The following is a 19,186-nucleotide window of genomic DNA, read 5'->3' as shown; positions in this document are numbered from 1 at the left end:
CCTGCCAAAATATAGGAAAAACTAATGAAGGCTTGCAAGAGGAGAGGGATCGGCTAAAGGTAGGGAGAAATCGGGACTCCTGAAAATTTGCATGCATAAGGCAACGCCTCCCAGGATGGTGGCAATGCCTGCTGTTTCAAGTCCTGTGGGAAAGCGCTGCTCGACTAAATAGGCAAATAAGAGACCAAAGATCGTTTCAAAAATAGAGAGCTGGCCGGTCAAAGAGATGGGGAGAAATTTACTTCCGCTGTTCCATAAATAGGAACCAATCCACGAGCAGATAAGGCCTAAAATGAGACTGCCGATCAAAAAGCGCATTAAAGCATCATTAAAGATAAAGTATTTGGACATTTGTTCTTCTTCTGCAAAATAAATCGCTCCCGCTCCAAATATAAGCACCCAAAGCAGCGTGCAGACCCCGATCAAAGTCGACCAATCACTAGCAGGAAAAGAAAAATTCTGCTTGAGAAAACGGGAATTTGAAACGACGTACCAATTCCAAGCGATTAAAGCCAAAAAGCCACATCCCAATCCAAACGTATATTCTAGGACCGACTCAGCGGAAAGTTCCGTAAACGCTTTAAAATTGACTAAAATAAGACCCGTTCCAATTAAAAGACTAGGCTGAATCAACGTTTTAAAGGAACATTCTTTTTGCCGCCAATTGCCGTAAAAAGCAATTGTAATGGGACTTAGCCCAATAATGAGCGCTGTTACAGACGCACTGGCATAACGAAGCCCTAAAACCAAAGAAAAATAATAGAAAATATTGACGACAAAAGCATAAAGAATCGCCCGCATCCAAATGCGGCTTGGCAGGCTAGTCCATCTTTTTATTCCCTTCGCCAACATAAAGCATAAAGAAATGGTTCCAAAAAAGAAATAATGGCCTAGGACAATTTCAATTGTATTAAAACCAACTAAAAATTGAGGGATAATAAAGAAAAGTCCCCAAACTAAACAAGCCCCTAAAATGAGAACAATTCCTCTAAACATAAACGTAAATAAAATACTCAGGGCTATTGGTTTAAAATTAGAGACAAAGAACCAAAAAGATAGAAATAATATAACTTTTTTAAGAGAAAAACACAAGCTAAAGTTTTTTTAGGAGAGTATTAAATTTGAGGGGAAAAGAGGACAATAAATGAATTAATTTGCTTCTAATTTTCTGTTACGGGTATAATTAAAAATGGATGAAATTTATAATCATTATTATTTAATAAATTTTATTTAATTTATCTCCTGAATCAGTAAGTTGCTAATTGAAGGATTCTCTCCTTCTAAAATTAATAACAAGCAACTCTAAATAAGACTTTGGGATTGTGAGGAAATTGATTTACTTTTAAAGTACATTATAGCATCTTAAACCTGATTCAGCCGAACCTTAACCTATCTGATTGGCTTTTTATTGAATTGAACACAGGCCTAATCAAGGAAGAGGGGAGAAAAAGTTAAAAATCAAACATTGTAGATAACCCATTTTTATTCAATGCGTTATCTAACCTTGAGGAGGTTATTATGTCATTTGAAAATGCAAAAGAGAATCTTAAAGAATTTGGAAAGGAGTTAGGACTAGAAGGCCTAGAGTTTGATGAAAATAATACGTGTATTTTAGGAATAGACGACGAATTTTCCCTTCACCTGACTTATGAGCCAAATTCTAAGCGTCTCTACTTATACTCTCCCTTGTTAGATGGGCTTCCACGCGATGAAAAAACGCGATTGAGGCTGTATGAACGCTTGCTGGAAGGCTCTATGCTTGGCGGTCAAATGGCGGGTGGTGGAGTTGGTGTTGCAGTTAAAGAAGAATTAATTCTGATGCACTGCACACTGGATATGGAACACGCTGTTTCTTCTGCATTGCGTGCTTTTGCTCCTCTTTATGTGGAAACAGTTGAAAAATGGCGTAAGATTTGCAGCGAAATCTCCGAAGGCCGTGATGAGGGCGCAAACGCAGCTAAGCCTGCAGCTCAGCCATTGCAAGGCGGCAAACAAGGCCAAGGATTCATTAAGATCTAAGCCTGCCGATAATCAGTTCTCTATCTTATTAACAAAAGGCTATGAAACAGTGGTTTCAGGAGGCCTTTTGTTATTTAAAATCCAAAAAATCCCTTCTCTGGCATTCCTTCTTTTTTTAAGACATTTAGATTTTTATTTAAATTTTAAATAAGTCGCTGTTTTCTTTTACGCTTGATCAAAATAGTTATTATAAAAAACTCTTAATAGACTGTTGTCGAATTGCTAATTGTTTAGATTCAAAAATAATTGCGAACGGGTCATTGGCTAATGAGACGTGCTAGGATTCGACGACAGTTTCTAACCATTCCTTAAGCTCTTGCGTTAATGCCTCTTTTTTTTTCTGAACAGAGTTTAGGTAAAGATCCAATGCTTGTATACTTGTTTGAATGGATTGGTAGGATGCTTGGATGTACGTGTCAATGTGTTTAAAGCTCCAAGATGCTTTGCATTGTTCATTTAAGTTTTTACTTATTTTTTCCATTTCCAATAAAAGGAGGTGAAAAGGAGAAGCGTGGAGGAGCGCTTGTTGAAGGTTGGGAAGCAGTTCGCTGATCAAGGACGAGCAATGGCGGAGTTGACCTTCAATGACGGCATTAGGGCTGATGCCAAAAATATAATGAAGCAGGCCTTTGCCTTTAATGCTTTGCCTTTTCTCAATGGCCTTATATAGGCAGTCTTGCACCTGAATAAATCGAATTTTTAATTGTATTAGCTCGGATTCGAATAACGTTTGATTTTGCAGATCTTTCCATTTGCCTTCCCATTCCTCACGCTGGTCGGCATGCACAGCCCAGATACATTCCAATAGATCAACTTTTAATGCAAATAGAGCGTGGGGTGTGAGTTCTTCCGAGGCGTCCAATAGAAGGTCTATTTCTCGTTGCTTATGTTTAAGCTGTTGCAACTGCTCTTTATTATTGTATAGCTGCTCTTCTTGCCGTTTTGAGTCTGCCCGGTCTTGGATGCGGAAGGATTGACGGTAAACATGATCGCATTGGCGTTCAATCTGTTGGCTAAGCATTTGAATGGCCTTTTCGTATCTTTCACGCTCTTTAACTAAAATTTGATGGTTTTGATAAGCGGCCTCGGCTTGCCAAAACTGCTCGCGCAGGCGGGTGATGTCGGCATGAGTAAACGGCATGGATGTTTTTTCCTTTCTTCTACAACTAAGAAGGTGTATTAAAACCGCATCAAATATTTTTGACAATGCGGAAGCGAACGGATAAGAGGGCCTTTTTCCTGATCGATAAAGTATAGCGCAAGAAGGGAAAGAGTTAAAAGAGCGTTAATTGCTTCCCTCATCTAGCGTCCTCGCTTAGAATTTCAAAGAGCATTAAGGACAAGGGGAGAGGGGATAAAAAAAATCATTTTGGGATAGGAGGGAAATTAATTTTTAAACTCTCGGAATAAATCCTTTTGTGTTATGCTGTTGTGAGTTATTCACAAAAAAAAGAGAGGGTGAAAACATGTTTATTGTACATATCGCCGGACACTTGGGTAAAGATCCAGAAACGCGCTTTACACCTAGCGGTCAAAAAGTCACAACATTCAACATTGCAACAAATCATCGCAAGGGTAAAGAAGACGTGACTATTTGGGTTCGGGTCACAGTGTGGGGAGATCGTTTTGATAAAATTATTTCCTATCTAAAAAAGGGAAGCGCTGTTGTGGTGATGGGAAAATTGAATCCTCCTTCTAGCTATACGGACAAAGAAGGGCGCACGCAAATTAGCTTGGAAGTGACAGCCGAAATGATCGAATTCAGTCCTTTTGGTAAATCAGACCGCAACGGAGAGCCTGCCCAGCAGGGGTCTGCAACACATGAGCAAGGAGGATACGAGGATCAATTCCAATCGACTTCTTACCATAAGCCCCAAGCGTCTTATGGAACGTCTTCCTATAGCCATTCGGGACAAGGGAATAGCTCTTCTCATGCGTCCTTGGATGATGATGCCCTTCCTTTTTAATGATCACTGGAGAATATCATGGAATTTGCCTTTGCCTCCCACTTTGATAAAAGAAAAAAAGCGGATGCGCTTGTTATTCCTTTTTGGAAAGGAAATGTCCATCCGGAACCTGCTGCGGATCAGACTTTGCAGAATCCTCTTTTGAACGTAGCCTTAAAAACAGGCGATTTCAAAGGAAAGGAAGGAGAGATTCTTTATCTCTACCTCGACGGACAGCCTGAAAAGCGGGTCATTTTGGTAGGCTTAGGCCCTCAGCAAAAACTGACGGTTGAAACGCTGAGGAAATGCTATGGAGGGGTGACAAAGAGCTGCCTGGGGAAAAGGTTAAAAGAGCTTAATGTAGTCCTTCCTCAATCTGCTCATTTAAGCGATGAACTTATTGCAGAAGGCGTCTGTGAAGGGGTATTGCTCCCTAATTATATTTTCGACCGCCTCAAGCATCAAAATCCCGAAGAAGCGGAAGACGGCAGCCTGCTGCAAAAAATCACGTTTATAGGGCTGGATAAAGAGGTGTTGGAAATTGCAGAAGAGATTTTTGCCGTATGCGACGGAGTCTATTATGCGCGCGATTTGATCAATGGCAATGCCGATGAGGTAACACCGCAATATTTAGTGCAATGTGCGCGTGGGCTTGAGAAAGAGTATGCGAAAATTAAAACAACCGTTTTTGATAAAAAGCACATTGAAAAAGAAAAAATGGGGCTTCTATTAGCGGTCAACCGCGGTTCCTCGCTTGATCCGGCCTTCATCATTATGGAATATAGAGGCAATCCAAAGTCTAAGGACCATACGGTAATGGTTGGTAAGGGCATTACCTATGATACGGGTGGACTTAATTTAAAGCCGACAGGCGGCATGGAAACAATGAAATGCGATATGTCGGGAGCCGCTGCTTGTTTCGGCGCTTTGCTAGCTGTTTGCCACCTTGGCCTTAAGGTCAATTTTACAATCGTTGTTCCATCGACCGAAAACAGCATAGATGCGAACAGCTTTAAGCCTGGCGATGTGTATACAAGTCATGCAGGCAAAACGGTTGAAATGATGAACTCGGATGCGGAAGGGCGATTGATTTTGGCGGATGCTTTGTCCTATGCTGTACAAAAGCTTAATCCTACACGCTTGATCGATATTGCGACCTTAACAGGAGCAATTGAAATCTCTTTGGGATCGGAAGCGTCTGGATTGATGAGCAACGATGATAAATTGGCCGAGGCTCTCATGCAAGCGGGAGAAAAGACTTATGAGCGCTTATGGAGGATGCCTCTGTATGAAGAATACAAGGATAAGCTTAAATCCGATATTGCCGATATTAAGAGCTGGAATGGCCGTTCGGCAAGCTCTTGTGTTGCTGCGACATTCCTTCGCTATTTTGTGGATGACAGCATTCCATGGGCGCATTTGGATATTGCCGGTACAGCTTATGTCACTGAAGCCAAGAAATATTTGCCCAAGTATGCGACAGGAGTCGGCGTCCGCTTGATTGTGGAATTATTAAAAGGGCTTTCTAAATAAGTCTTAAATAAGCAGGCGGTCAGGCTATGATAAGCTCCGATTTTTATTTTCGCGATAAGATCCCCGTTGCCATTTTAGGGGCAACGGGATGCATAGGACAAAAAATTGTTCAGCTTTTAGAAAGGCATCCTTGGTTTCAAATTGTTGCCCTATGCGCATCGGAGCGTTCTGCTGGCAAAGCGTATGGAGAGGCGGTCCATTGGCTCATGCCTACCCCTTTGCCGCCTGCCATTGCCCAAATGACCGTGCAAGCTTGCGAGCCGAATATCAGCTGTTCGCTAGTCTTTTCCGCATTAGATGCATCGGTGGCAGGGGAAATTGAATGGCGCTTTGCCGAAGCAGGCTTTCTTGTGGTGTCTAATTCCCGCAATCACCGCTTAAATCCGCAGGTCCCTCTTGTGATTGGCGAGGTAAACGCGGATCACTTAGAGTTGGCCAAAAAGCAGCCTTTCGCTAAAGGAAAAATCATTACCAATCCCAATTGTTCCGTGATCGGTTTAACGCTAGCTCTCAAGCCTCTATTCGACCGTTTTGGCCTAGAGGCTGTCCATGCCGTAACCTTGCAGGCTGTGTCCGGTGCGGGTTATCCAGGAGTGGGAAGCTTGGACATTTTGGATAATGTCATTCCTTTTATTTCAGGGGAGGAAGAGAAAATTGAAAAAGAACCCTTGAAAATTTTAGGGAAACTAAGCGAACAAGGAATTCAAGAAATCCCTTTAAAAATCAGCGCGCAATGCAATCGCGTGGCTGTGACAAATGGACATCTAGCTTGCCTATCAGTGAAGCTCAAACAAAAAGCCTCGCGGCAAGAACTCATTCACGCATGGAATGATTTTTCTGGCGAGCCGCAGCAGCTTCAACTTCCTTCCGCTCCTTTCCAACCTTTGCACTTTTTTGAAGAACCCACTTATCCCCAGCCCCTCTTGCATCGCTCTCTTGATAAAGAAATGGCTGTTAGCATTGGTCAGCTTCGTTCGTGTCCGCTTTTAGACTACAAATTTACGCTGCTTTCGCATAATACCGTGCGTGGAGCAGCGGGCGCAGCCCTGCTTAATGCCGAGCTATTAGTAAAAAAAGGCTGGGTTTTCTGGTAATCTTCTCAAATTGGCACGCTCTTTGCATAGCCATTGACGTCCCTCAAAACACAAAAGGAGGTGTCAGATGGCTAAACGAAAAATAGACCGGGAAGGTCAAAAAGGCAAAGGCAAAAAAGTGGGTAAAAAAGGCAAAAAGGGTGGGGCTAAATTAGAAAAATTAGAAGAATAATTGAAGCGAAAGACCAGCGAAGAATTGCGCGGCTGTACAAGCCGCGCTTGTTTTGCCGATTGAATGTTAGCTCTTTGTTTGGCTTGGATGTTAAGAATCTAGGTCATTAGGACTTTTAATCTCCCCTCTTCTAAATCACAAGCTTGCATTTAATGTAACAGTTTGGAAATTAGTGATTTGACTCCTAAAGAGAAGCGTGCCTTAGCCTTAAATTTCAAATAAATTTTAATTCGCTTGCTTTAAATGTAAAAAAAAACAAGCATGACAAGTTTGAATCATCAAATTGAACTGTCATGGTTAGCGCTGAATCTTATAATCTTAAAATTCTTTTGATTTTAGCTGTGGGATTTGCCTTAGCTAGCGTGCTAGGCTATATCACTCAGCGTCTTAAGCTTTCTCCCATTTTGGGTTATTTGCTAGCAGGGTATAGTATTGGTCCTTACTCTCCAGGCTATGTAGCGGATGTCACGATTTCCGAGCAATTGGCTGAAATCGGCGTTGTCCTCATGCTTTTTAATGTCGGTTTGCATTTAAAATGGAAAGATCTTCTTAAAGTCAAAAATGTGGCCATTCCGGGAGCCATTGTTCAGACGGCTGTATCGGCAATTGTAGGAATCGGGCTTGTTTATGCTGTCGGCTGGTCTTTAGCATCAGGGGTAACGATAGGTCTAGCAATCGGAGTGGCCAGTACGGTTGTTCTTGTTCGCGTTTTAACAGACAATCATCTTCTTAATACTATACAGGGGCATATTGCTGTCGGTTGGCTGATCGTTGAAGATATTTTAACGGTTTTTGTCCTCGTGTTAATTCCCGTACTAGCCAGTTTCTTTTCCGGAGCGCATCTATCTGTATTCACTGTAGCCAGCTCTGTTGTGATAATTATCGCGAAATTTTTATTGTTGATTCTTTTCATGTTTACGTGGGGCCATAAATTGGTCTCTCTTATTTTAATGCATGTTGCCCGCTTGCGTTCTCATGAATTGTTTACCTTAACATTGCTTGCTCTGACCTTTGTTATTGCAACTGGATCCGCTTTGGTTTTTGGAACCTCCATTGCCCTTGGCGCTTTTATTGCAGGAATGATTATTGGGCAGACGCATGTACGTCATCAAGCCTCCGCTCACGCTCTGCCCATGAAAGATGCCTTTTCCGTTATTTTCTTTTTATCTGTTGGCATGATCTTTAATCCGGCAGCCATTTTGGATCACTTTGCCTTTTTTATCGGCCTCATTGCCATTATTTTGGTGATTAAGCCTTTAACGGCTTATCTCATTGTCCGAGGATTGCATTATCCTGTCCCCGTCGCTTTGACTATTGCCTTAGCATTGGCCCAAATAGGAGAATTTTCCTTCATCCTGTGCGAAGAAGCGTTGAAATTTCATCTTCTTCCGGATGAAGGCTATGACATCATTGTGTCTTGCGCCTTGATTTCTATCTCTGTTAACCCACTCCTTTTTAAAGGTTTAAATTATTTTAAACCATATTTTAAAAATTCCGGAGGAATTCCTCCTTTTGATTTGGCTAACATGTCCGCTTCTAAATCTCATAAAGCTGTTATTGTGGGATTCGGTCCAATTGGGCGAAGTGTGGCGGATGTGCTTAAAAAGCTTAATTTTGACTTGACGGTGATTGATAGCAATGTTGATACCATTGCTCAGCTTCGGGAAAGCAATCAAAGAGGGATTTTTGGAGATGCGTCTCAGCTGGATTTGCTGAAAGCCGCTCATGTGGAAGAAGCCGCTTTATTAGTCATTACGATTCCGGAAGTGGCTGAGACAATACACATCATACAAATAGCCCGCCAACTCAATTCGAAGATCAAAATTGTGGCCCGTGCACAATATATTAGCGAGCAAGAGCAGCTTACTCCTCTCCAGATCAATGCAATCTGCTTCGAGGAAGAGGCCAAAAACGCCTTTACACAGGCGGCTTTTCAATTAGCCAAGCAAGTCCGCTTAGGATAAAACTATTTCCGGTTGTTTATGTCAGTCAAGAATTTTAGCAAAGGCAAAAATGGCTTGCCTCTCTGTCCAAGGTGTAGCATTTTTGAGCTTCTGCGTGAGTTGTCTGCCTCGTTTGCCGTCCGCTCTTATTTCTTTCCTTCTAAGCTCTTTGACAGTCCATGCGGTGCAGGGAGGATTGCTTTAAAAGAATGCAGGGAGGACGGATGCACCATCATTGATGGTTTTGCGGATTTGTCCGTTCGATTGGCGAGTGCGACGGTTTTAGAAGGCGGATTGGCGGAAGTGAAAGTGGCCGAGGTGGGAGGGGGCATTTTATCCCTATTGGCGTGCATGTCGCTTTCGTGTTGCACGATTACTTTATGCTTAAGACTATCTATATTAGGCGTTGGATTGGAAGCGCTCACGGTGCAGAATTCATTGAGGCGATGAGAATCTTGTGGTTTTGTATCATCAATCAGATAATCATATTGACTGGGATAGCCTAGGTATTTAGCAGGGGAAGCGGCGTTTGGGTTAGGAAAATCATACGCATTGGAATCAGGGGGAAAGGCGCTATTTACAGAATAAGACATAGATAACCCATTAGTAAAAAATGTAATGATTTTATTCCAAATTCTTTGCACTTTAAAGATTTAAGCCTAAAAGCGCAAGGATTTTACCGATCAGGGGAGTTTTAGTCTAGTTTATTTCGATTAGCCAATGCCGGCTCTATGGAAATGGCATAAAAGTTGCACTTAGCTTAGGCAACCGGAGGTGGTTATGGTGCCTAAGAAAGAAGAAATTAAAGACAAATCTGCGTCCGAATCCGAGCCACAGGCTCACGAGAAACAAAAATCTTCTTTAAAGACTCAACGCATTCAAACGGCTGAAGGATGGAAAAGAGCGCAGCTCAAGCGGAGGCAAAATCAAGCGGGAAAGACCAAAAGTTGAAACATTTATTCCTTTCGAGTATGCTATTGGAAATTAACTCAATAGAATTCCGTGAAATACGACAATCTGCGTGCTTTTGAAAAGCATTTAGAAGGGGCTTCCCCCCATCATTTTAGTCCGCTATACCTCATTTTGGGAAAGGATCATCCCGAATGCCGTGAGTCGATAGAGCTTGTTCTCCGTTTCCTTGCGCCAAACTTACAGGCGCGCGAATTTTCTGTGAGAACCTTCGATGGCGCTCAATTGGGCACTGAAGAACTGTTGATCGAGCTGTATTCAAAGAATTTTTTTGCAGATAAGCGGGTCTTGTATATCCAACAGGCCGAGAAGTTAAAAAAGCCTGTTTTGGAACAATTGGAGAAAGGTTTATCCCATTTAGATCGCTCTCTCTATTTTATTTTGAGCGCTTCGAGCTTATCAAAGCAGACGTCTTTTTATAAAGCAGCAGAAAAAGAAGGGGTCATTTTAGAATTAGGAGAGATTAAGCCTTGGGAAAAGGAGAAACGCTTAGTAGAGTGGGTAAGCAAACAGGCTATATCCGGTCGTAAGTTAATGGCTTATCCTGTCTGCCAGGCGCTTGTCAAATATGCGGGCTTGGACTCTGCCCTCTTGGGGCAAGAATTAGAAAAGCTGTTTTGCTATGTAGGGGACAGAAAGGAAATTACGCTGCAAGATGTCAGCAGAATTTGCACTCCGCAATCTTCAGATACCATTTGGCAGCTAGGAGAAAGCCTTTTTCGACGAGATTCCGCTTCTGCAGTCCGCATTGTGCAGGCTCTCTTAGCGGAAGGCCAGGCCTTGTTGCCTTTGCTGCGTCAAATACGGACGCAGTTTCAAACCGACTATCAAATCTGCCTGTTAATCAATCAAGGCAAGCAGGCATCGGACATTGCGCATGAATTTCCTTATATGAAAGGAACCATATTAGACCGCCATCTTTTCTTTGCTCAGCAATATGGTCTAGCGGCCTTCAAGCAAGGATTGCTGGCCATTGATGCCATGGAAATGCGCGTCAAAAATTCTCAGGCTGACGAAGGATTGTTAGCCGAATTATTAGTGACTCAATTAACCCGCCAACTTTAATTAATAGTTATTTTTTATGAGTGAAAAACCTACCTTATTGCTTTTGCCTAATTTATTAGGCGATCATCGCTATGCCGAAATCTTTCTTCCTGCCAGCGTGGCCAAGGCTGTTCAAACTTTGGATGGCCTCATAGCTGAAAGTGAAGGAGAAGGAAGGCGTTATTTGAAGCGTTTTGCAACAAAAAAACCTGCCAATGAAATTCCTATCGCCCTTTTTAATGAGCATACTCCGGATGCCGATATAGATTTCTTGCTTGAGCCCATTATAAAAGGAGAGCGATGGGGAATCGTATCGGATGCCGGATTGCCTTGCATTGCCGATCCCGGATCTAAGCTTGTCCATCGAGCCAGACAAAGAGGCCTTGCTATCCAAGCATTTGTCGGGCCTTCTTCCATTTTAATGGCCCTCATGTTATCGGGCCTGCCAGGGCAGAAGTTTTTCTTCCATGGCTACCTAGCCAAGGAAGCCGATAAGCGCCAAGCTGAAATAAAACATTTGCTTCAATTGGCCGGACAGGATAAAGCGACGCAAATTTTTATGGAGGCGCCCTATCGCAATATGCAAGCATTAGATTCCCTCCTGAAAATATTACCCGATAAGGCGTGGCTTGCAGTGGCATGGGATCTGACTATGCCCACTCAAGGCGTGATTTCCCAAACAGTTGAAAGTTGGAAAAAATGTACCTTGCCAAGTTTAGAAAAAAAACCGGCCATTTTCCTGTTCCATTTGGAATAAAAGACGAGTAACGACCTATGCTATAAGTAACCTGAGTTTGGAGTTTTTTGCCCTTTGGACTGACGGGAAAGCTCTTGCCTTTGTTCCTCTCCTAGGCTTTGACGTATCGAAAGAGCAAAAAACTCCGAACCCGGGTAAGTAAGATCCTAATCGCTTATGGCATAGGTTTTCCCATTTCCGCGAAATAAGTAAGGCCATTCTTTTATTTAAATGAGTTCTGTTGCAACCGTATCGTAGAAAAGGACGCCCTTTTTGGTCAGCTTCAGGCAATCTGCCTGCTTATGCAAAAATCCCTGGTGGATAAGCCTTTCGATACTTGTTTTAGTCTCCGCATTTAGAAGGCCGTGGCGCTTTTGGAATTCATGGATTTGCACTCCGCAGCTCAAGCGCAGTTGGATGACTAAAAGTTCCTGACGGTGGGCTTCGGGATCCAGCTGCTCTTCGAAATCCACAGGCGACTTATCTAGGCGCAAAGCCGCGCAATATTTGCCTAAATGGGCAATGTTTTGAAAGCGCTTTCCTTGCCAATAACTGAAAGCCGAAGGGCCGAATCCAAGAAAAGGACGCGCTGTCCAATATCCGGTATTGTGCCTGGAATAAAACCCAGGTTTGGCAAAAGCTGAGATTTCGTATTGCAGAAGCCCTTGCTCTGTCAGCTTCTCTATCGCCATCTCATACATCGCTAGGCTCGTTTCTTCATCGGGAAGGAGAGGCCGCAATTGTTGCTGTTTTTTGAAAAAGAGCGTATGAGGCTCAATGGTCAAATTATACAGGGACAAGTGTGAGAGGGGAAGGGCCTGTATGGTATGAAGCGTGGCTTCCCAGTGTTTAAGAGATTGCCTGGGCAAATCGTACATAAGGTCGATGGAAATATTGGCAATGCCGGCGCGATAGGTCTCTTCCACTGCTTGAATGGCCCGATGGGGACTATGCAAGCGTCCTAATAATGTCAGCAAATCAGCATCTAGTGTTTGAATGCCTAAACTGACACGGTTTATGCCGGCCTGAGCGTATTCGCGCATTAAGTCCAATGAGGCATTTTCCGGATTCACCTCCAAGGTCACTTCTATGGAAGGCGATTGAAAGGGCAGATCTGTCCTTATCCATTCCAAGACTTTGCTAATCCGGTCCGGCCCAAAAAGCGAAGGCGTGCCTCCGCCAAAGTAAATCGTTGCCAGTTCTCTGCCTTGTAAGAGCGGAAGCAGACGCCTCCACTCCAACTCAAAGCCTTCTAATAACTGCTGCTTAAGGGGATTCTGGTCTGGAAGGACATAAAAATGGCAGTACTCGCATTTGCGAGTACAAAAAGGAATGTGAAAGTAAAGGCTGACTTCCGACTGTTGAGGGTTACCAATCGTTAGCATCTGGATCTATAATCCCGCCTCTGCGCCATCTGTTACGATCGCTAAAATAGGACTCATCATCCTCTTCCTCTTCTTCTTCATTCTCTACGACTTCTTCGTCTTCTTCGTCACGCTCTTCTAAAGTCTGATCCACTTCGATGGCATCGGTTTCCATATCAAAGCCTGTTTCGCCTCCGCCAATTGTTTCGCCGATGTCTATATCGGGAATGGTCGGCATATCATTATAGCCTGCGCGAGTAGGGGCCCGTTTTGGAGTGATGTATTCTTCAGCTTCTCCGCTTTCTTTGAGAAAATGGAGGCGCTCTTTTTCTTCTTCGATTTTTGCTTTGACAGCCTGAATTTCTTCTTTGTGCTTATCGACATCTTTTTTGGGGACAAGGCCGAGTTTTAGCCATTGCTCGAGATCATTCAATTCGGCTTCAAGCTTTTTTAGTCTTTCGCTTTTGATATGTTTCATGATAGTTCCATTTAGTTAAATCTAGCCCTGTCATCGCCCTGTCAATCTATTTTTAGAATTTAAGGCTCGATGAGCGATACTAGGGTTTTTAACGACTTTTTTTCAACTCTTTTAAATAGGCGAAGATTAAATTAAAATAAAGATTTATAAATTAAAGAGAGGGATTCGCTATGCACCTGGGAAAGAAACAAAAAGAAGGATAATCGAAAAAGGAAGTTTGCAGATCTTTATCTAAACGATTCGCTTCAAGGCCCATTATAGCAGAAAACAAGATTATTGCGTATCATTATTCGTCTCATTTCTTCTTAAGAATGAAAGATTTAAACTCTCAATTTATTTCCCCTCTTCTTTAAAGAAAAGCTGCCGATTAAAGAAATAGACTCCGAGGGCGGAAAGCAAAAAGAGCATTTCAGCCACAATAAAGGCATAATAATACCCTTCGCCTCCAATTCCGAATCCGTAGCTATGCAGGCCTGTTCCTAAGATATAATTCACTCCATACCAAGTGAAGCTAATGGCCAGCAGGCCGCTGACTGCTCCAAAAGCGAGCCCAAAATTGGCTATGCAATGGAAGCGGTATGCATGGATCCAAATCAAATAAAGGCAGCTAGAAATAAAGGCCCAGGATTCTTTGGGATCCCAATCCCAAAAGCGGCCCCAGCTTTCGGCTGCCCAGACGCCCCCCAGTATCGTGCCCGGAATTAAGAGAGCGGTTCCCATGTACATGGTTTGTAGAATGAGCTGGGCCAAAAGCTTCATCAAAGGCGTTTCTTGACGGTAATAAAGATAGGAGCCCAGATAAAAATGCCCTAGGACGGCGCCTAAAATAAAAATTCCATAGCTTCCGACCACCATCAAGACATGGATGATCAGCCAAAATTGGGAATCCAGGACGGCTTGGACTTGATCTAAGCTGTGATTGAGATCGGTAAGATCCAAAAGCGTGAGCAGAATAATGGCTGTTAGGGATGCCGCTGCAAGAAGAAGGGCATTGCGCCGCCACTGATTGAGAATAAGAGCGCCTAAAACAGCTATCCACGGAACATAAATGACAGTTTCAAACATGTTCGAAACGGGAGGACGGCTTAAAATGTAGCAACGCCACAGCAGAAGAAAGAAATGGCAGATAAAAGCTGTCATTAAAACGCCAATCCCGCTTATGTGGAAAAAGGAGGGAGAGGGAAAGCGATGGGCAAAAATCAATAAGACAGCGCTCAGCCCGTATAAAAGAATGAGAATTTTTATCCAAGGATAGTGGTAATAAAGAGATTCGGCCTTCAACTGATTAAGCGAGGGATAGACGAGCATTTTATTTGCCGCCTCTCGGTAGGGTTGGCCGGCTAAAGAAGTGAAGGCGGTTTCCAATGCCGAGGCTAAACGTTCATAGAAGAGCTGAGAAGCGCTTCCATCCGCTCCGTCGAGCAAGGCGCGCTCCCAGGCTAAATAGCTATCGCGTATGCGCTCAAAATCTTCGTTGGAAAACGAGGTGAAATTGCCGATAGGCAGTAAGCGATTCTGTTCTTTGCTATAGACCTGGGTATTTAAAGCCTGCAAAGAGTACCACTCTTCCGATTGGCTGGCAGGAAGAGCCTTAAAAAGAGGGCCTGCGGCTTTTAATCTCTGCAGGAGAGGATACTCTTTTTCTAAAATGGAGGCGATTTGTTTAGGTGGCACCTGCTGGCTGTGAAGGGTGTCAAAGAGTTTTATATACGCTTGCTCTGCTTGAAAAGGGGGGGAAGACAGGCTTTCGAATTGCAGGAGCGAACCGGTAAGGGTGGACAGGTCTTCGGCTATTTTTTTATTCTGTTTCAGCCATTCAAGAGAAGAGGGACGGATGTTTGCTGCAAGCTGCTGTCCAACTTGCAAAAAGGGCCAGGGAGCTGAAGGGGGCAGGGCGGCAACCTTAAGATCATTTTCTTTCCATTGTACCCATAAGCCGGGTAGTAATTTAACAAGTTCTATCCGCTCGGCTCGGCTGCGATTGGATGCATCGAAATAGCTTTGCAGAAAATGATAGGTGGCCAACAAATTAAAAATGGATTGACTGGATTCTGGATCAACGTAAAGGGCTTGAGTGAGCTCTTGGTAGCTAAACCGATTTCTTAAAAGATCTAAGCGTGCTAGGCGTTTGATGTCTGCGGATTGAATCCAAAATAGAGGCGCATGAATAAAAGGCTGGTGGCCTTTTGCCTCCAGCTGCCATAAGAAGTCCAAAGCAGAAGATGTTTCTAAATGAAAAGCGGCTAAATCTTCTTTTTTCAGGGCTTGTGCATGGTAAACATCTTGAAGCCATAAACGGGCATAGGCGTCTGGGGGACGGAACCGTCCCTTATAGAGAACGGGATAGAGGGACGAAGACGCTAAAAGAGAAAAACAAGAAAAAAAGCAAAGCAGGCAACTGAAAAAGAAAGAAAGGCGAGCGCTTGTCATCAATTCATCCGCGATAGGCATTTTTTTATAGTCTACCTTGTTAACACTTCGGAAAGTCGCTTGTCAACTGAGAAGACTTGAGAAGGCGAGAGCGCAGATGTAAAAAAACGCCGGTAAGCCTGTAAGTTCTCTTGTTCTTTTATGCCACTTAAGCTAATAGAAAAGGAACACGCCCTAGCCTCAAAACTCATTTTCATAAGAGGATGCGGCAAATCAAGTATGGAATGAAGGAAAGGTTTTAATATGATCCACCACGAAGAGGTGACTTATCATATAGGGGTTGAAACATTTAAAGGTTTTTTGGCTTATCGGGAAGAAGCCCCGGACCAGAAACGCCCGGCTGTACTTATTGCCCCTACTTGGATGGGCCGGGATGAGTTTGCATGTCAAAAGGCGCGTGCGCTTGCCGAATTGGGCTATATCGGTTTTGCGCTCGATCCTTATGGCAATGGCAAGGTGGCTAAAGATGCCGACGAGGCGATGTCTTTAATGGCTCCCTTGTTTGCCGACAGAGCTCTTTTGCAGGCGCGCATGAAAGCAGCCTTAGGAGCGCTGCGCCAGATAGACTTAGTGGATGCGGGAAGAATAGGCGTGATTGGTTTTTGCTTTGGAGGCTTGGCCTCTATTGAATTGCTGCGCAGCGGCGCTTCCATTAAAGGGGCTGTCAGCTTTCATGGAGTTTTAGGCAGCCACAGAGATAATATTCAAGCTAAAACCGTTCCCATCGCCACTCCTGTCCATGGAGCCTTATTAGTCCTGCACGGCTATCATGATCCGCTGGTTTCTCAAGCAGACATTCTTCATTTGGAAAAAGAAATGACGGATGCTCAAGTGGATTGGCAATTCAATACATACGGCTTAGCCGGGCATTCTTTCACAACTCCCAATCAACATGATAAAGAAAGCGGCTTGTATTTTGAGCCCAAAGCCAATGCGCGTTCCTGGTCAGCCATGAAACGCTTCTTCGAAGAGATCTTTGCTTGAAGCAAAGAGGTTAAGCCATGAGAGACTGTCCTAAAACCTAAAATTTGAGTGACAGGAATAAAAGAAAACCTTGCTAGGCTAAACAAGTCCCGCAAGTGGCACAGTTTAAGGCTGTTGCAGATGGTGTTAAATGTCTTCTTTTTAAAATGCCTCTTAGAGAGGAGATCAAAACCCATACTAATCGTATATTTGAGAGGATTGCCTCCTAGGGAAAAGAACGCGAATCTTGGTCATTAGCGTTTCTAATACACCCCTCTTAGCAGTTTTAATCCCTCTTTTTAGCTCCCACCCTCTCTCAAATCCTATATTTATATTGCCACTTATCCTCGCGTCTTTTCTTTATGATTTTCTTCTTTTAAGAAGAATTCCAGCCTGAAAATGAAATTTATTTCCTGTTAATTTCTAGTTAGATAAAATTTGTGGTTTTGAATGTTTTAATTTTTTTTAAACAATAGTAATAGTTATAAACTAATGGGTCGATAATTGGTTTTACAAAAAATTAGGAATTGTATTTATCATGCAAGTTTTCCATTCTAACTTTCACCCTTTTGTATTTGATCGGGCAGCAAATTCTTTTCAATTAGTCGATCAAACCGAGAATGGAAGAAAATGCTATTATCAAATTAAAAACAGTCATCTTTGTTTAGTAGATCGGATTGGCCAGATAGCCCTTGTTGTATACAAGATTATTTCGAATTTGTTCACTGGATCGTTTTCTTTATCTTCAGACACAAAAGCATACTGGAGAGAAGGCATCTACGGAAAAAAGGAAATTATTGTTGTGGTTGCCAATCCAACCGGTTTAACCTTTCCTATCCAGTGCAGCCAATATGACCTCAGTCATTTTATTTATTATGCTTCTCGATTAACTAGAAATAATACCAATCTCCATCTTGGACGGGTTCATCTTGCTGCCCTTTCAAATAGCATTGAGCATTTAACTGCTCTTGAAAGTTTATCTATGAGTAATGAGCTTCGAGGACTTCCAGATAGCATCGGTCATTTGGGCAATCTTCGAGAATTATGGCTTAATGGCAATCAGCTTCAGAAACTTCCGGACAGTATAGGTGATTTAGCCGCTCTTCAATATTTATATGTTTCGAATAATCGGCTTGAGGAGCTTCCGGACACTGTCGGTCATTTGGGCAATCTTCAAAATTTATTTCTTTCGGACAATTCGCTTCAATCCATTCCGGAGACTATAGGCCAATTAGAGAGTCTTCAAGAATTGAGAATTAACGGAAATCAGCTCCGGGAGCTTCCAGATAGCATCGGTCATTTGGGCAATCTTCACTATTTGTTTAGTCGTAATAATCGGCTTCGGCAGATTCCAGATAGCATCGGTCAGTTGACCAATCTTCAACAGGTAGATTTTCAAAATAATCAGCTTCAGGAAATTCCAGACAGTTTAGGTCATTTAACCAGACTCAGCTATTTAGATCTTAGTCATAATCGGCTTCAAACAGTTCCGGAAACTCTTTATCGTCTTCCTGCATCATGCAGAGTGATATTACAGGGAAATCCTTTTAGCGAGCAGGTGATCGAACAAGCTCTCATTAGAATGCAAAATGAAAATTATCAAGGACCTCAAATTATTTTCTCTTGGCAAGATCGAAGAAGAATTATTTCAAGAGAACAAGAAGGGGACTTAAAAGCTGTTTTGGTGAATTGGTGCGATGAGCAGTGCAAACAAAAGCTACTAGAGCGCTTGTCCTCTATGCAGAAGCCTGTTTTATTTGACTGGCTAAAGCGATTAATTGAAATAGCCAGTTATCGTACTCAAATGCAAACGGTCAAAGATAACGTTCAAGAGTTATTGAGTTGGATGGTGGAAGAGGCGGATGAAGGGAAGTTGCAAATAGCTTATCAAATCATGGCTGATGCGACAGGGACTTGCGGGGATAGGGTTGAATTGAGCTATAATCTCCTTTGCCTGCATGTCAAAATGTGCCAAAGCGGCAATCTTAGCTTGCAAGAGCTCAAAGCGCTCCTTATTGGAGCCGAGCGCTATGACAGGCTCAACCGCATCGCCGAACAAAAATGCCGGCAGATGCACATTGTGGATCAAATTGAAGTCCATCTTTTCTATGAAATCAAGTTAAAAGACGAACTGAAACTTCCCTTAGAAGCGAAAGAAATGCTCTATGAGCGCTTAGCCGATGTGACAGCGGAAGATATTGAAGCGGCCAAAGCGCAAATCTTAGCTGAAACAGGTCCGGACAAACAAGGCGAGCTTTTGCTAAAGCATCCGGTTTGGAAAGCAGCCCTTCAAAAATGCGCCGGTTTTGCCGAAATCGACCAAGCCTGCCAAGAGCGGAAGGCAGAGGCGCTTAGCCAGCTAGAAGATAGCGACTCAGCTGCTGAACAGTTTTACCAAACTTTTCAAGAGAAGGAAAAAACGGTATGGAATCCTTATTATATCCTGACTCAGCAAATCCTAAGGGAGGAAGAAGCGGCTTAATGGAACCTGATGT

The 19,186-nt window shown here is 43.1% G+C and carries 17 protein-coding genes; 10 read left to right on the top strand and 7 right to left on the bottom strand.

Annotated elements, in window-relative coordinates; translation table 11 throughout:
* Window positions 1–21 precede the first annotated feature (21 nt).
* Window positions 22–996: a DMT family transporter gene (locus BN3769_RS00750; RefSeq protein ID WP_068466564.1), complete on the bottom strand. Its 975-nt coding sequence runs from the start codon at window positions 994–996 to the stop codon at window positions 22–24.
* A gap of 522 nt (window positions 997–1,518) precedes the next feature.
* On the opposite strand from BN3769_RS00750, the gene BN3769_RS00745 reads away from it, so the two are divergent.
* Complete coding sequence (locus BN3769_RS00745; protein ID WP_068466562.1) at window positions 1,519–2,019, top strand: CesT family type III secretion system chaperone; 501 nt, start codon at window positions 1,519–1,521, stop codon at window positions 2,017–2,019.
* 277 nt (window positions 2,020–2,296) lie between these two features.
* Here the strand turns inward: BN3769_RS00745 and BN3769_RS00740 are convergent, their stop codons facing one another.
* Both BN3769_RS00740 and BN3769_RS15110 read right to left on the bottom strand, forming a co-directional pair.
* Window positions 2,297–3,160 (bottom strand): hypothetical protein, encoded by an 864-nt coding sequence (locus BN3769_RS00740; RefSeq protein WP_068466560.1) that lies wholly within the window; start codon window positions 3,158–3,160, stop codon window positions 2,297–2,299.
* Between the two features lie 38 nt (window positions 3,161–3,198).
* On the bottom strand, window positions 3,199–3,321 hold the full coding sequence (locus BN3769_RS15110; protein ID WP_255354166.1) for a hypothetical protein: 123 nt from the start codon (window positions 3,319–3,321) through the stop codon (window positions 3,199–3,201).
* Between the two features lie 164 nt (window positions 3,322–3,485).
* Between BN3769_RS15110 and ssb the strand changes: the two genes are divergently transcribed.
* The 4 genes from ssb to BN3769_RS00720 all read left to right on the top strand — a co-directional run bounded on the left by ssb (window position 3,486) and on the right by BN3769_RS00720 (window position 8,728).
* A complete protein-coding gene (gene ssb, locus BN3769_RS00735; protein ID WP_068466558.1) occupies window positions 3,486–3,986 on the top strand; it encodes a single-stranded DNA-binding protein in 501 nt (166 codons plus the stop codon).
* An 18-nt stretch (window positions 3,987–4,004) separates the two neighbouring features.
* Complete coding sequence (locus BN3769_RS00730; RefSeq protein WP_068466557.1) at window positions 4,005–5,498, top strand: leucyl aminopeptidase; 1,494 nt, start codon at window positions 4,005–4,007, stop codon at window positions 5,496–5,498.
* A 26-nt stretch (window positions 5,499–5,524) separates the two neighbouring features.
* Window positions 5,525–6,592 carry an aspartate-semialdehyde dehydrogenase gene (gene asd / locus BN3769_RS00725; protein WP_068466555.1) on the top strand — a complete coding sequence of 356 codons (1,068 nt, stop codon included), beginning with the start codon at window positions 5,525–5,527 and terminating at the stop codon, window positions 6,590–6,592.
* A gap of 465 nt (window positions 6,593–7,057) precedes the next feature.
* Window positions 7,058–8,728, top strand: coding sequence for a cation:proton antiporter (locus tag BN3769_RS00720; protein ID WP_079989348.1), 1,671 nt, complete (start codon window positions 7,058–7,060; stop codon window positions 8,726–8,728).
* A gap of 125 nt (window positions 8,729–8,853) precedes the next feature.
* Here the strand turns inward: BN3769_RS00720 and BN3769_RS00715 are convergent, their stop codons facing one another.
* Complete coding sequence (locus tag BN3769_RS00715; RefSeq protein ID WP_068466553.1) at window positions 8,854–9,300, bottom strand: hypothetical protein; 447 nt, start codon at window positions 9,298–9,300, stop codon at window positions 8,854–8,856.
* Window positions 9,301–9,487: 187 nt separating this feature from the next.
* Here BN3769_RS00715 and BN3769_RS14590 point away from each other — a divergent pair, with 187 nt between their 5' ends.
* Genes BN3769_RS14590 through BN3769_RS00705 form a run of 3 tightly spaced genes read left to right on the top strand, consistent with a single transcriptional unit; the run spans window position 9,488 to window position 11,477 of the window.
* Window positions 9,488–9,658 (top strand): hypothetical protein, encoded by a 171-nt coding sequence (locus tag BN3769_RS14590; RefSeq protein WP_154017760.1) that lies wholly within the window; start codon window positions 9,488–9,490, stop codon window positions 9,656–9,658.
* 51 nt (window positions 9,659–9,709) lie between these two features.
* Window positions 9,710–10,741 (top strand): DNA polymerase III subunit delta, encoded by a 1,032-nt coding sequence (gene holA / locus BN3769_RS00710; protein WP_068466551.1) that lies wholly within the window; start codon window positions 9,710–9,712, stop codon window positions 10,739–10,741.
* Window positions 10,742–10,757: 16 nt separating this feature from the next.
* A complete protein-coding gene (locus tag BN3769_RS00705; protein WP_068466550.1) occupies window positions 10,758–11,477 on the top strand; it encodes an SAM-dependent methyltransferase in 720 nt (239 codons plus the stop codon).
* 206 nt (window positions 11,478–11,683) lie between these two features.
* Here the strand turns inward: BN3769_RS00705 and hemW are convergent, their stop codons facing one another.
* From hemW to BN3769_RS00690, 3 genes are all read right to left on the bottom strand, one after another.
* Window positions 11,684–12,841: a radical SAM family heme chaperone HemW gene (gene hemW / locus BN3769_RS00700; RefSeq protein ID WP_068466548.1), complete on the bottom strand. Its 1,158-nt coding sequence runs from the start codon at window positions 12,839–12,841 to the stop codon at window positions 11,684–11,686.
* Window positions 12,825–13,289 carry a hypothetical protein gene (locus BN3769_RS00695; protein WP_068466601.1) on the bottom strand — a complete coding sequence of 155 codons (465 nt, stop codon included), beginning with the start codon at window positions 13,287–13,289 and terminating at the stop codon, window positions 12,825–12,827. Before BN3769_RS00695 ends, hemW begins: the two co-directional genes overlap by 17 nt.
* Window positions 13,290–13,631: 342 nt before the next feature.
* Window positions 13,632–15,749, bottom strand: a complete 2,118-nt coding sequence (locus BN3769_RS00690) for a cytochrome c biogenesis protein (protein WP_068466546.1) — start codon at window positions 15,747–15,749, stop codon at window positions 13,632–13,634.
* Window positions 15,750–15,971: 222 nt separating this feature from the next.
* Between BN3769_RS00690 and BN3769_RS00685 the strand changes: the two genes are divergently transcribed.
* Both BN3769_RS00685 and BN3769_RS00680 read left to right on the top strand, forming a co-directional pair.
* Complete coding sequence (locus BN3769_RS00685; protein ID WP_068466543.1) at window positions 15,972–16,712, top strand: dienelactone hydrolase family protein; 741 nt, start codon at window positions 15,972–15,974, stop codon at window positions 16,710–16,712.
* Between the two features lie 517 nt (window positions 16,713–17,229).
* Complete coding sequence (locus tag BN3769_RS00680) at window positions 17,230–19,173, top strand: leucine-rich repeat domain-containing protein (protein ID WP_068466541.1); 1,944 nt, start codon at window positions 17,230–17,232, stop codon at window positions 19,171–19,173.
* The last annotated feature ends 13 nt before the right edge of the window (window positions 19,174–19,186 follow it).

The organism is Candidatus Protochlamydia phocaeensis (genome assembly GCF_001545115.1).
GTDB lineage: Bacteria > Chlamydiota > Chlamydiia > Chlamydiales > Parachlamydiaceae > Protochlamydia_A > Protochlamydia_A phocaeensis.
The sequence above is the reverse complement of the archived record's forward strand: the minus strand, read 5'-3'. Positions and strand labels throughout refer to the sequence as shown.

Bases quoted from the DNA above. Each gene is read 5' to 3' on its own strand.
- BN3769_RS00750 (WP_068466564.1), bottom strand. From the start codon at position 996: ATGTTTAGAGGAATTGTTCTCATTTTAGGGGCTTGTTTAGTTTGGGGA.
- BN3769_RS00745 (WP_068466562.1), top strand. From the start codon at position 1,519: ATGTCATTTGAAAATGCAAAAGAGAATCTTAAAGAATTTGGAAAGGAG.
- BN3769_RS00740 (WP_068466560.1), bottom strand. From the start codon at position 3,160: ATGCCGTTTACTCATGCCGACATCACCCGCCTGCGCGAGCAGTTTTGG.
- BN3769_RS15110 (WP_255354166.1), bottom strand. From the start codon at position 3,321: ATGAGGGAAGCAATTAACGCTCTTTTAACTCTTTCCCTTCTTGCGCTA.
- ssb (WP_068466558.1), top strand. From the start codon at position 3,486: ATGTTTATTGTACATATCGCCGGACACTTGGGTAAAGATCCAGAAACG.
- BN3769_RS00730 (WP_068466557.1), top strand. From the start codon at position 4,005: ATGGAATTTGCCTTTGCCTCCCACTTTGATAAAAGAAAAAAAGCGGAT.
- asd (WP_068466555.1), top strand. From the start codon at position 5,525: ATGATAAGCTCCGATTTTTATTTTCGCGATAAGATCCCCGTTGCCATT.
- BN3769_RS00720 (WP_079989348.1), top strand. From the start codon at position 7,058: ATGGTTAGCGCTGAATCTTATAATCTTAAAATTCTTTTGATTTTAGCT.
- BN3769_RS00715 (WP_068466553.1), bottom strand. From the start codon at position 9,300: ATGTCTTATTCTGTAAATAGCGCCTTTCCCCCTGATTCCAATGCGTAT.
- BN3769_RS14590 (WP_154017760.1), top strand. From the start codon at position 9,488: ATGGTGCCTAAGAAAGAAGAAATTAAAGACAAATCTGCGTCCGAATCC.
- BN3769_RS00705 (WP_068466550.1), top strand. From the start codon at position 10,758: ATGAGTGAAAAACCTACCTTATTGCTTTTGCCTAATTTATTAGGCGAT.
- hemW (WP_068466548.1), bottom strand. From the start codon at position 12,841: ATGCTAACGATTGGTAACCCTCAACAGTCGGAAGTCAGCCTTTACTTT.
- BN3769_RS00690 (WP_068466546.1), bottom strand. From the start codon at position 15,749: ATGCCTATCGCGGATGAATTGATGACAAGCGCTCGCCTTTCTTTCTTT.
- BN3769_RS00685 (WP_068466543.1), top strand. From the start codon at position 15,972: ATGATCCACCACGAAGAGGTGACTTATCATATAGGGGTTGAAACATTT.
- BN3769_RS00680 (WP_068466541.1), top strand. From the start codon at position 17,230: ATGCAAGTTTTCCATTCTAACTTTCACCCTTTTGTATTTGATCGGGCA.